Source organism: Actinobacillus pleuropneumoniae (assembly GCF_003290385.1).
Lineage (GTDB): Bacteria > Pseudomonadota > Gammaproteobacteria > Enterobacterales > Pasteurellaceae > Actinobacillus > Actinobacillus lignieresii.
This window is the reverse complement of sequence record NZ_CP030753.1, coordinates 2289536-2301951: the sequence shown is the minus strand read 5'-3', so window position 1 is coordinate 2301951 and position 12416 is coordinate 2289536. Positions and strand designations below refer to the sequence as shown.

The following is a 12416-nucleotide window of genomic DNA, read 5'->3' as shown; positions in this document are numbered from 1 at the left end:
TCTGTGGCTCTTTTTCTCTCAGATATACAGCCGCAGAGCGGCTAGGATTATTGAACCTAGCACGGCTCGTGCTAGGTATTAACGACGTATCTCAACTCCCTCTGCGTAAAGATATTCTTTCAACTCGCCAATCTCAATAATCCGCTTGTGGAACACACTCGCCGCCAATGCTCCGTCCACGTTGGCTTGGGTAAAAGCATCACGGAAATGCACCATTTCGCCTGCACCACCAGAGGCGATTAACGGCACGTTGCACACCTCACGCACGAGCTTAAGTTGGGTTAAATCGTAGCCGTTTCGCACGCCGTCTTGGTTCATCATATTTAGCACGATTTCGCCTGCCCCACGTTTTTGTACCTCTTGCACCCAGTCGAGCAACTGCCAGTTAGTTTGGCGGGTGCGTTTTTCATCGCCGGTGTATTGATTAACCCAATATTTGCCGGTTTCTTTTTCAAACCAACTATCAATACCCACTACCACAGCTTGCACGCCAAAGCGATCTGCCAATGCGGTAATTAAATTCGGATCGGCAAGTGCGGGCGAATTTATTGAGATTTTATCCGCCCCGAAAGCGAATAATTTTTCCGCGTCTTCAATCGTCTTAATCCCGCCCGCTACGCAAAACGGAATGTCGATAACCTGTGCCACACGCTCCACCCAGCTTTTATCCACCGTGCGACCGTCCGATGAAGCGGTGATGTCATAAAACACTAACTCGTCCGCTCCTTCTTCCGCATAGCGTTTCGCAAGCGGTACGATGTCGCCGATAATTTCGTGGTTGCGAAACTGCACGCCTTTGACCACCTGCCCGTCACGCACGTCCAAACAAGGGATTATCCGTTTTGCCAACATTCGATTGCCTCCGCGACATTAAATTTGCCTTCTAACAACGCACGCCCTACGATCACGCCCGACACACCTGTGCCTTTTAACGCCTTAATATCGTCAAGCGAGCCAATTCCGCCTGATGATTGGAAATGGATTTTAGGATATTTGGCACAGATTTCACGGTAAAGATTCACATTTGAGCCAGCTAACGTGCCATCTCGGGAAATATCGGTACATAAAACGTGTTGTAAACCGACCACTTGATAATCTTCAATCAGCTCTTCCAACGACACACCACTCGCTTCCTGCCAACCGCTAATCGCAATGATTTTTTGACCGCTTGCGTCAATGTTCACGTCCAACGCCAGCACGAATTTTTCCGCGCCGTATTTTTCAAACCAGCCTTTGACCATTGCCCGATCTTTCACTGCGGTTGAGCCAATCACTACACGATTTGCCCCCACCGCCAATAAATCCGCCACGTCTTGCTCGGTACGAATACCACCGCCCACTTGAATTTGGCAATTTGTCTCCGCAATAATCTTTCCAATAAGTGCGGTCTGTCTTTTTGCAGGATCTTTCGCCCCCGTCAGATCCACCAAATGCAACTGCTCCGCCCCTTGTGAGAGATAGTTAGCGAATTGCTCAATCGGATTATCGGAATAGGTGGTTTGTTTCGCATAGTCCCCTTGATGTAGGCGAACGACATTGCCGTCGATTAAATCGAGGGCGGGGATGATGATTGATTTTTTTTGCATATTGTGTTCCTGTACCTAGCACGAGCCGTGCTAGGCTGAATAAACTCAGCCGCTCTGCGGCTGTATCAAAGAGCCACAGCGTGGCTCGGATCATGTAGCCCCATACGGCTCGTATGGGGATTAAATATTCTCCACAAAATTCTTCAACAACTGCGCACCATTTTTGCCCGAACGTTCGGGGTGGAACTGCACGCCATAGAAGTTTTTACTCGCAATCGCCGCCGAGAAAGGCACGCCGTAATCAGCGGTAGCAATAGTGTTTTCATTCGGCAACACCGCATAGCTATGCACAAAATAGAAATGGCTGTTTTGCTCAATACCGTGAAATAACGGGTGGTCGGCTTGATACTGAACCTTGTTCCAGCCCATATGTGGCAACGGTAAACCTTTGTTTGGAATTAACTCGGTTTTGCCACTCATAAGCCCAAGCGTTCCCACATCGCCTTCGGCAGAAAATTCGGTCATTAACTGCATTCCCAAACAAATACCGAGCATTGGCTGGGTAGCGTTACGAATGGTGTCAATCAAATCACGATCTTGCAAAATCTTCATCGCCGCCGCAGCCGTTCCCACTCCAGGCAACAGCAATTTATCCGCTGATTTGATTTTGTCTAAATCACAACTAATCTCCGCCTGAATACCCAAGCGATCGAATGCAAATTTTACAGATGACAGGTTTGCACAACCTGTGTTGATGATGGTTAGGAGGGTCATTTATGCTCCTTAAAACAGATATGGCACTTCTGAAATCCTGCATAAATTAAAGTTTTTTCTGATATATCCAATCCATTTTTAAATAAAAAATCAAAATAATACCTTAATATTTTTCTTACAATTTCACGCTTTTTATCAAAAATATTTTTTAATTTTAATTTCATTTCATCGCTTAATTTATCCAAATCTTCAGGTAATTTTTCGTTTAATTTATTAGTATTATCAGGAAAGTCTCTGAATAAAAAAGATTTTTTAACATAATTTATATCTATATCTTTAACCATATCTCTAAATTCAATTAATAACTTATCAATAATATCTTTAGTTACTAATTCCGTTTTTTCCAATTCTTTATTAATTTTTTCCTCAGTGACCTCTACTATCTTTGAGTTAGAAACAGTAACCCTAGCAGTTTGAGAATTAAAATACATACTTTCTAATTCCTCTAAAGTATCTGTAACGCCAAATTGCTCAATTATTTTTCGACAAAATATTCTAGGATCTCTAGCTCCATCTTTTCTTGCATAGTTATCATGATTTTCTTTAAAAAATTTTCTAAAATTAGCTTTATTAGCTTCTTTATCATATTCAGGCTTAAATTTTGGCATTCGCATATTTTCAAAGCTATTTTTTGAACTTATACAATTTTTATCACAATGATATCTTGGTAAACCTAATGGATTGATCCATTTATCTTGTTCCACAGAAATTTTTGCAATTGTCATTCTTTCTATCAAACTTGATGTATCTTTATAAAGAAAATCGCCAATCACTAAAACATGAGATTCAGATTTTGTGCAATGATTTAGATCAAATTCAAAATCTTTTAATTTATAATTACTAAAAAACTCATTGTGATAATGGCGAGGAATATCTAGATCCAAAGATTGTAGAAATTTAAAAAAATTTGATGTAGTTAAGTAATACATAAAGTCCCCTAGAATTTTTACTTAGCATTCTCGTACTAAGTCGTGTATTATATTTTTCTTGCGATTAGAAAATTCGTTGCAAACAACAGTACTATATTTCTGACATCAATGACGCAGGGTACTACATCATATACTACAACACCCCCTTACTACTCGGTAATTCATTCCCTTCCACTTTTATACACTGTCTTAGGGTTCTGCCGAACACTTTGAACAAGCTTTCGATTTTGTGGTGGTCGTTGTCGCCTTGGGTTTTAAGGTGGAGCGTTGCCATTAGGGTGTAGGCGATGGATTGGAAGAAATGTTCGGTCATTTCGGTGCTGAAATCGCCCACTTTTTCACGCTTGAATTTCGCTTTGAATTTGAAGTATGGGCGACCCGACAAGTCCATTGTGCATTCCGCTTTGCATTCGTCCATTGGCAGCACAAAGCCGAAGCGTTGAATGCCTCGTTTGTCGCCTAACGCTTGTTTTAATGCCGTGCCGAGAGCGAGGGCGGTGTCTTCCACGGTGTGGTGTTCATCAATCCACAAGTCGCCTTTGCATTGCACGTTCATTCTAAAACCGCCGTGCGTGGCGATTTGGTCGAGCATATGGTCGAAAAAGCCCACTCCCGTGCTGATTTGGTTTACACCCGTTTCGTCCAGCCACACTTGCACTTTGATGTCGGTTTCTTTGGTGGTACGAACCACTTCTGCGTAGCGAGGCTGGCGTTCACAAGCGGTCGTTTTTGGCAATAATTTTTCCACAATCAGATCCCAATCCAATTTCTCCGGGTGATATTGCAATGCCTGAATACCAAGATTTTCCGCCAGCTGCACATCGGTGGCACGGTCGCCGATCACAAAACTGCGGTTCGGATCGAACAATTTTTTGTCGATATATTTTTTCAGCAATTTGATCTTCGGTTTGCGACAATCGCAGTTGTCTTCCGGCTTATGCGGACAAATCAAAATCGCATCAAATTCAATGCCTTGCGAGCGAAAAATCTCCAACATCGCATTGTGCGGTTTATCAAAATTTTCTTGTGGAAAAGAATCCGTGCCTAAGCCGTCCTGATTGCTGACCATCACAAAACGGTAGTGATCTTTTAATTTCAGCAACGCAGGAATTACATTGCGTTCCAGTTTGAGTTTTTCCAAACTATCAATTTGGAAATCAGTTTTCGGCTCATCAATTAACGTGCCATCACGGTCGATGAAAAGGGTTGGTTGTGTCATGTTTGCTCCTGTGCTCCCATACGAGCCGTATGGGGCTACTTAATCTGAGCCACGCTGTGGCTCTATGTTATCTAATTATCAGCCACAGCGTGGCTGGGGTTATTTAGCCTAGCACGGCTCGTGCTAGGTTATAAATCTTGTTCGAGATATTCATTTACATTTCCAAGCAACGCTTTCATCTCATCAACAAAACTCCACGTTTTATGGTGTTCTTTCTGCCCTTTAATGTAATTAATGATTTTCCCAATTTCATGTTCGCTATAACTCAACGCACAATAGCCTTTCGACCAAGCGTAAAAATCAGGGAAAAGATCGCTATGGTGTTCAAGCCATTTATGGCTCGCATTTTTTAACTGTTTCACAAAATCAGCTACCGCCATACTTGGGTGAATTTCCACCAATAAATGTAAATGATCAGGCATTCCATTTATGCGATGTAAAGTGCATTTTTGTTGCTGACAAAATGCCCAAATATATTGGTACAACTCTTTCTCATTTTCTTCGTTAATTGCAGGAACGCTTTGTAGCGTGCGAAAAACGATATGATAAAAAAGTTTGGTATAGCTCATATTTCTCCTTTTATTTCCCATACGAGCCGTATGGGGATACTTAATCCGAGCCGCCCTGCGGCTCTATATTATCTAATTATCAGCTACAGCGTGGCTGGGATTATGGAACCTAGCACGGCTCGTGCTAGGTATTCTTAATTGATTCTACCACTCTCTCCAACTCCTCCCTCGTGCCAATCGAGATACGAATACAATTCTGCAATCCCAATGCTTTATGTTGATCACGCAAAATAATGCCCTTTTCCCATAGGGCTTTAAATACTTTTTGTCCGTCTTGGAATTTGACGAGAACATAGTTAGCTTCGGTATCAAAAATTTCTACCACACTTGGGATAGTTTTAAGCTGTCCGATTAGCCATGCTCGGTTTTCTAACACATTTGCTACACGTTGTTTCATCTCGTTTATCCCTTTTTCGGACAAGGCTTGAGCGGCAATGTCGGAAACGGGTACAGGGAGCGGATAAGGGGCAATCACTTTTTGCAGAACACCGATTAATTCTTCATTAGCAAGGGTAAAACCGCAACGCAAGCCCGCTAAGGCAAAGGCTTTGGAAAGCGTGCGGATAATCGCCAAATGTGGGAAGTTAGCTAATTCGCTAACCATTGTCGCTTCAGGGCAAAATTCGATATAGGCTTCATCCACGACTACAATCGCTCGCCCTGCGGTAATTTGCAAAAGTTTGAGCAAATCTGAGCGCTTAACAAGTGTGCCAGTCGGGTTGTTTGGGCTGCACACAAACACCACTTTCACACCGTCCAAATTGCGTTCAATTTCAGGTAAATTAAGTTGGAAATCCGCAGTTAAAGGGACGGTTTTGAGCGCAATGCCACAGGTTTCTGCCGACACGCTGTACATTCCGTAAGTCGGTGGGCAGTAAAGCACGCTGTCGCTTGGCTCGCAGAAAGCTCGGATAATCAACTCAATGCTTTCATCGCCGCCACGGGTAACGATCACATTTTCAGGTTTTACACCTGCGTATTGAGCGTAACCATTCACCACCGCGGCTGGCTGGGCTTCCGGATAGCGGTTAAAAGTGCGATTAAGTAAATCAAAGCTTGGTGAAGTCGGGTATTCATTCGCATTCAGCCACACATCCCCATTGCCCCCCAAACGGCGTGCCGATTGGTATGGAGTGAGGGCTTGTACATTTTTTCGAGAGAGTTTTGAGATTTGCATATATTTTCCTTCCTCCCCATACTAGTCGTATGGGGTTACTTAATCCGAGCCACTCTGTGGCTCTTTATCTTCTAATTTTCAGCCCCAGCGGGGCTGGGATTATCGATCCTAGGACGGCTCGTCCTAGGCAATCTTCGCCAATCGAATCGAAACTGCTTGTTTATGCGCCTCCAACTGTTCCGCACTTGCCATTACTTCCACCGTTTTTGCCAAATCTTTGAAACCTTGCGGGGTGAGTTCTTGCACGGTCATTCGTTTGCTGAAATCCGCCAAACCTAAGCTTGATGTAGTGCGGGTGTAGCCGTAGGTCGGTAGCACGTGGTTGGTACCGCTGGCGTAATCGCCCATACTTTCCGGCGAATATGCGCCTAAGAAAATCGAACCTGCATTGTCGAGTTTATCAAGCAGTGAGCGAGCATTTTCTACTTGCACCACCAAATGCTCTGGTGCGTATTCATTGCTGATTTCGACCGCTTGTTCGAGGCTTTCGGCGATGAAAATTCTGCTGTGTTCCAATGCTTTGCAAGCGGTCTCTTTTCTCGGTAATTTTGCAAGTTGGCGTTCAATGGCAAGTGCGGTCTGTTTTGCTAAAGTTTCGCTTGGGGTCACTAAAATCACTTGGCTATCTGCACCGTGTTCCGCTTGGGAAAGTAAATCACTTGCCACAAAATCAGGATCAGCATTTTCATCCGCCAACACTAACACTTCCGAAGGACCTGCTTGCATATCAATCGCTGCACCGTTTACGCTTTGCGAAACTTGGCGTTTGGCTTCAGTTACAAAGCTGTTGCCCGGCCCGAAAATTTTATCTACTTTTGCCACCGTTTCCGTGCCGAATGCCATTGCTACAATCGCTTGCGCACCGCCCACTTGGTAAATGGTTTCCACGCCACACAAATTCGCCGCATACAAAATCGCATCGGCAATCGGTGGCGGTGAGCAAAGTACCACTTTTTTACAGCCGGCAATTTTTGCTGGAATAGCAAGCATTAGCACGGTGGAAAACAGCGGTGCTGAACCACCTGGGATATACAAGCCGACACGGTTAATCGGGCGAGTTACCACTTGGCAACGCACGCCTGCTTGAGTTTCGATGTCCACCGGCTGCGGAATTTGTGCGGTGTGGAATTTTTTAATATTCGCTTTGGCATTTTGGATCGCCTGTTTTAGTTCATCTGATAAACGATCGCTTGCCGCTTGAATTTGTGCTTTTGAAATGACAAGGCTATCTAATTTCACTTTGTCGAATTTTTCCGAAAGCTCAAATAATGCCTTGTCGCCATTTGTGAGTACGTTTTCACGAATCGCATCAACCGCTTGTTGAATATTGAGCGAAGAGCTAATCGCAGGGCGAGTAAGCGCTTCTTTGCGTTGTTGTTCGGTTAAGTTTTTCCAAATTAGGGTTTGCATATTGTTCTCCATTTTCGTTTTTAAATCTCCCCCAGCCCCTCTTTACAAAAGAGGGGGGCTTTTCTTTCTCCGTTTATTCCCCCTTTTTGATAAAGAGGGGGCTAGGGGGAGATTTCTAAGCCAACATCTTCTCAATCGGTAGCACTAATACCGAACTTGCGCCCATTTCTTTCAGTTGTTCCATGGTTTCCCAGAATAAGTTTTCTTGGCTAACTACATGCATCGCAACACGGGCGGAATCATTAGCGAGCGGGAGAATGGTTGGGTTTTCCACACCCGGTAAAAGTGCGGTGATTTCTTTGAGTTTATCTTTCGGCGCATGCAGCATAATGTATTTACTTTCCGCCGCTTGTTGCACGCCTTGAATACGAGTGAGTAGGCGATCGACTAACGCTTGTTTTTCAGCTGAAAGCGGTTCGGCACGTTGAATCAAGCAGGCTTTGGATTGATAAATCACTTCCACTTCTTTTAAGCCGTTCGCTTCCAAAGTTGCGCCGGATGAAACCAAATCGCAAATCGCATCGGCTAAACCGGCGGAAGGGGCGACTTCGACAGAGCCGTTAAGTAAGGTGCTTTTAAACGCTACGCCCTTTTCGTTCATATAGCGTTTGAGTAAGTTCGGATAGCTGGTGGCAATGCGTGAATTAACAAAATCTTGCACGCCGTTATAAGTGCGGTCACGATCAATCGCTAACGACAAGCGGCAGCCGCCGAAATCCAAGGTACGTAATTTTTTATATTCGATTTTTTCGCCTCGAGCAAGACGACCGAGTTCCTCTTCTTCCAGTACATTTTCACCGATAATGCCGAGATCCACCACGCCTTCAAAAACCAAGCCCGGGATATCGTCATCACGCACCCGTAAAATTTCAATTGGCATATTTTCCGCATAAGCGATTAAACGCTGTTCGTTCCAGTTAATTTTCACGCCGCATTGCTTGAGTAATTCGTTGCAATCTTTGCTTAAACGCCCTTTCTTCTGCAGAGCGATACGTAAACGGTTTGTGGTTGTCATTTTGTTTTTCCCATGTTGTGTTTAAATTTCGGATATAAAAAACCTCTCGAAAGTTGCCTTCCGAGAGGTTGTGTATTTTGCTGCGATATGCGATTTTGCTTTATACGTACTCGGAAGATTTTCTATCTTCCGACCACACTCAAATGCCCGAAAGATATCAGGTTGAATGATGGTGATGATGAGTACGGGTAAAGTTCATAATAGCTTTCTCAATATAAATTTGTTGAATTGCTTTTTAACATACGCCTAAAGTTTATAGATTGCAAGCTGTTTTTTAAAAAATTTTTTTGCCCGTTAGAATAAATTCGCAATCGTTTGCGTAAACGAGTATAATTCGTTTAATTTTTTGTTCTAAAGGAATTTTTAACCATGCAAATTAGCCTCAAAAAAATCTATTCGGGAAAAGTACGCGATCTTTATGAAATTGATGATAAACGTATGTTGATGGTCGCCACCGACCGTTTATCCGCATTTGATGTGATATTAGATGATCCGATTCCACGTAAAGGCGAGATCCTCACCCAAATTTCTAATTTCTGGTTCCAAAAATTAGCCCATATTATGCCGAATCATTTCACCGGCGATTCCGTTTTTGATGTTTTACCGAAAGAAGAAGCGGAAGCGATTCAACACCGTGCCGTGGTTTGCAAACGTTTAACACCGGTAAAAATCGAATCTATCGTGCGAGGTTATTTAACCGGTTCGGGCTTAAAAGATTACAAGCAAACCGGTACGATTTGCGGCTTAAAATTACCGGAAGGTTTAGTAGAGGCAAGCAAATTGCCACAACCGATTTTCACGCCGTCAAGCAAAGCGGAAGTGGGCAATCACGATATCAATATTTCATACGAAGAATGCGAACGCCAAATCGGTGCGGAATTAGCGGCAAAAGTGCGTGATGCGGCAATTGCACTTTATACCGAAGCGGCGGAATACGCGCTCACTAAAGGCATTATTATTTGCGATACCAAATTTGAATTCGGTTTAGATGAGAATGGTACGCTTACGTTAATGGATGAAGTGCTAACCCCTGACTCAAGCCGTTTTTGGTCGGTAGATACCTATCAAGAAGGCACAAACCCGCCGTCATTCGACAAACAATTTGTGCGTGACTGGTTGGAAAACAGCGGCTGGAACAAACAAGCTCCGGCACCGAAAGTACCGGCGGACGTAATTGAAAAAACCGTGGCGAAATACCAAGAAGCGTTAGATTTATTAACCAAATAATTCTCGCTTTTCCTAAAAGCAAGCGGTCGGATTCTGCAAATTTTTTGCAAATTCTGACCGCTTGTTGTTTGAGAATGACTTCATACTAATTACTTAGCGACAGGCTCTAGCGTTAATGCTAAATCTTCGTTAATAACTTTAAATAATAAGTCGATATTCGGGTGTTTACCTTCATTTTGTTTTGCGTCTTCCACGTGTTCGGCAAACCACTCAATGCCTTGCTGTGCTGCTGAAGCGGTTAATTTTCCGTCAAATTTTTCCGCTAAGGCGTTGTAAAGTTTAAGTGAACCCAATTTGCCTTCCACAGCCGGAATATGATGAATCACTTCCCCTTGTGCGTTACGCACATTTAAACCGGCAAGATGCTCAACCGCTGAGAAGGTTGCTAAATAGTCTTTAAATTGCATATTGTTTCCTTATGATTATGATAAAAAAGAGCTGAAATTATCAGCTCTTTTAATAGGTTTTGCAAATTAGAATTTGTAACTTACTGTGGCATTGACTTTACGTTCCGCACCATAGTAGCAGTAGTAGTCACAAGCAGCGACATACTTACGGTTGCCTACGTTATCCACATTAAGCTGTGCCAACCAGTTTTGATTGATATTATAACGAGCCATTAAATCCACCACCGTTGCACTTGGCAAACGAACGTGTGAATAGAGCGAGCCTTTTGAAGTGACGCTATGCCCTAAATAACGTACACCCGCTCCCACCGTTAAGCCGTTTAATACGCTATCAGTGAAGCTATAAGCAGTACGAGCCGCTAAAGTATTAGTCGGAATCAATGACTGACGAGTTTTCTCACCGGTTGCCGCTTCACTTTCCGCTTTCGTATAAGTGTAAGCTAAGGTTGCATTCCAATTCTCAGTTAAGTTCACATCCGTTTGCAGCTCAAAGCCCTTGCGATAAATTGGATCGGCACTACTGATCGTTGCACCGGTGCCATTATTCACTAATGCACCGGTATCTTTCGCACGGAATCCGGCAAGTGTAATCACGCCGTCTAACCAAGTTGGTAGATATTTCACCCCAAGTTCATATTGGCGAGTGATATTCGGATCATACAGCGACTGATTACCGCTTAAACCGACTGGTAAGCGGAACGATTCGCTATAACTAAAGTATGGATTTAAACCGTATGCGCCTTCATACATTAATGAGCCGGAATATGAAGTATGATTGTTTTTAACCGTTTGATCAGAGGTATATTCGTTTTGACGGGCACGATCATGACGAATACCAAAACCTAAGAGATATTTATCCGCAATACGAGCCTGATTTTGTAAATAGAAACCTAGCTGACGAGATTTAATATGCGTATCCGTGCCAACCGGTGTCCCAGTTTGGTTCCAAGTTGCACGATAATCACGTAAATTTGCCGTATAACCTAACGCATATAGGCTATATTGAGCGTCCACTTTGTTATGACGATAATCCGTACCGACTACCACCGTATTTTTTAACCAATCATTTTTGAAATCCCAGCTAATACGGTTATCGGTTGAATGTGAAATCGCTTTACCTTGATTAAATACGGTTTGACCCGATACATTATAGCCGTTAGCACTTGGCGCAACTGCCGACCAATCCGCCGCATACGCAGACGGATAAATGTAGCCGCCTCGGTGATTATTTTCTACATGGCTGTAACGGTAGCTTGAGTTTGCGCGCAAGCCATTGCCGAAATCGTGACTTAATTCATAACCGATACTGTATTGTTTATTCTCTTCATGATTATTTACCGGATCACCAAAGTTTACGTTTCGGCTATAGTATGAACCGTCCGGCAATGCACGTAACGTCCCTTCTTGCGGATAGAAATTAGAACTTGGTGTGCCGCTATCCTTTTGATAACTAGTTAAAATACTTAAACGGGTACGATCTGAAATATCCCATTCAAGACTCGGCGCAATATAAACCGTTTTATTATCGGTATCTTTCCATTCACCGTCCGTATGGTTTAATGAAGCTACGACACGATAGCGAACATTTTCATCATCGGTAATTTTGCCGGTATAATCCGCACCAAAGCCATACAGATTATTGCTGCCGAAATTCGTTTTAAATTCACCACGACCGATTTGATCTCGGTGCGCACGCTTAGTAACATAGTTAATTAAACCGCCTGAATTTGCCGCACCAAACGTCATTGAGTCTGCGCCTTTAGTCACCTCTACCGCTTCTAAACCGAACGTTTCTACGTAAGGTGTAAAAAAGCCGTAGCTAAAAGTCGGTAAGCCGTCCACGGCTTGCGAAACTTCCTCTCCGCGTACTCGGAACCAGTTGGTATTGGTATCGTTGCCAAATACTTGGTTCGCAAAACCAGCCTGATAACGCCCGATTTCGTCCGCTTTTTTCACATCTTGTTTATCCAAATCTTCACGGCTGATTGCAACCGCTGATTTCGCTTGATGTACCGGCACTTCGCCCATTTTGTACATTGAACCGGAAGAAACCACCGACACCTCATCCAATACCGCGGTTTCTTGTGCGATTGCCGGTGAGATTGCTAAGGCAACTGCCGAAGCGACTGTCGAATAGAAAAATGTTTTTTTCATTTTATTCAC

General features: G+C 43.5%; 12 protein-coding genes and 1 other annotated feature. Of the genes, 1 reads left to right on the top strand and 11 read right to left on the bottom strand.

The genetic code is table 11. The annotated features are described in order from the left end of the window. Positions 1–78 precede the first annotated feature (78 nt). The 9 genes from hisF to hisG all read right to left on the bottom strand — a co-directional run bounded on the left by hisF (position 79) and on the right by hisG (position 8619). A complete protein-coding gene (gene hisF / locus DRF63_RS11015) occupies positions 79–852 on the bottom strand; it encodes an imidazole glycerol phosphate synthase subunit HisF (protein ID WP_005599872.1) in 774 nt (257 codons plus the stop codon). Beyond that, positions 834–1586 (bottom strand): 1-(5-phosphoribosyl)-5-[(5-phosphoribosylamino)methylideneamino]imidazole-4-carboxamide isomerase, encoded by a 753-nt coding sequence (gene hisA, locus DRF63_RS11010; protein WP_005599870.1) that lies wholly within the window; start codon positions 1584–1586, stop codon positions 834–836. Before hisA ends, hisF begins: the two co-directional genes overlap by 19 nt. Positions 1587–1706: 120 nt before the next feature. Beyond that, on the bottom strand, positions 1707–2300 hold the full coding sequence (hisH, locus tag DRF63_RS11005) for an imidazole glycerol phosphate synthase subunit HisH (RefSeq protein WP_043991940.1): 594 nt from the start codon (positions 2298–2300) through the stop codon (positions 1707–1709). Further along, a complete protein-coding gene (locus DRF63_RS11000) occupies positions 2297–3229 on the bottom strand; it encodes a hypothetical protein (RefSeq protein ID WP_005599866.1) in 933 nt (310 codons plus the stop codon). Before DRF63_RS11000 ends, hisH begins: the two co-directional genes overlap by 4 nt. 133 nt (positions 3230–3362) lie before the next feature. After that, positions 3363–4448 (bottom strand): bifunctional histidinol-phosphatase/imidazoleglycerol-phosphate dehydratase HisB, encoded by a 1086-nt coding sequence (hisB, locus tag DRF63_RS10995; RefSeq protein WP_005599864.1) that lies wholly within the window; start codon positions 4446–4448, stop codon positions 3363–3365. Between the two features lie 128 nt (positions 4449–4576). Further along, positions 4577–5017 (bottom strand): IS200/IS605 family transposase, encoded by a 441-nt coding sequence (tnpA, locus tag DRF63_RS10990; RefSeq protein ID WP_005599862.1) that lies wholly within the window; start codon positions 5015–5017, stop codon positions 4577–4579. 124 nt (positions 5018–5141) lie between these two features. Beyond that, on the bottom strand, positions 5142–6194 hold the full coding sequence (hisC, locus tag DRF63_RS10985) for a histidinol-phosphate transaminase (RefSeq protein WP_005599860.1): 1053 nt from the start codon (positions 6192–6194) through the stop codon (positions 5142–5144). A gap of 123 nt (positions 6195–6317) precedes the next feature. Further along, positions 6318–7604 (bottom strand): histidinol dehydrogenase, encoded by a 1287-nt coding sequence (hisD, locus tag DRF63_RS10980; protein ID WP_005599858.1) that lies wholly within the window; start codon positions 7602–7604, stop codon positions 6318–6320. 115 nt (positions 7605–7719) lie between these two features. Then, positions 7720–8619 carry an ATP phosphoribosyltransferase gene (gene hisG, locus DRF63_RS10975; RefSeq protein WP_005599856.1) on the bottom strand — a complete coding sequence of 300 codons (900 nt, stop codon included), beginning with the start codon at positions 8617–8619 and terminating at the stop codon, positions 7720–7722. A 34-nt stretch (positions 8620–8653) separates the two neighbouring features. Continuing rightward, positions 8654–8798, bottom strand: a sequence feature (His leader region). A 190-nt stretch (positions 8799–8988) separates the two neighbouring features. On the opposite strand from hisG, the gene DRF63_RS10970 reads away from it, so the two are divergent. After that, on the top strand, positions 8989–9846 hold the full coding sequence (locus DRF63_RS10970) for a phosphoribosylaminoimidazolesuccinocarboxamide synthase (RefSeq protein WP_005599854.1): 858 nt from the start codon (positions 8989–8991) through the stop codon (positions 9844–9846). 89 nt (positions 9847–9935) lie between these two features. Here the strand turns inward: DRF63_RS10970 and DRF63_RS10965 are convergent, their stop codons facing one another. Both DRF63_RS10965 and DRF63_RS10960 read right to left on the bottom strand, forming a co-directional pair. Next, on the bottom strand, positions 9936–10253 hold the full coding sequence (locus tag DRF63_RS10965; protein ID WP_005599852.1) for a DUF2322 family protein: 318 nt from the start codon (positions 10251–10253) through the stop codon (positions 9936–9938). A gap of 66 nt (positions 10254–10319) precedes the next feature. After that, positions 10320–12407: a TonB-dependent siderophore receptor gene (locus tag DRF63_RS10960; RefSeq protein WP_043991938.1), complete on the bottom strand. Its 2088-nt coding sequence runs from the start codon at positions 12405–12407 to the stop codon at positions 10320–10322. Positions 12408–12416 lie beyond the last annotated feature (9 nt).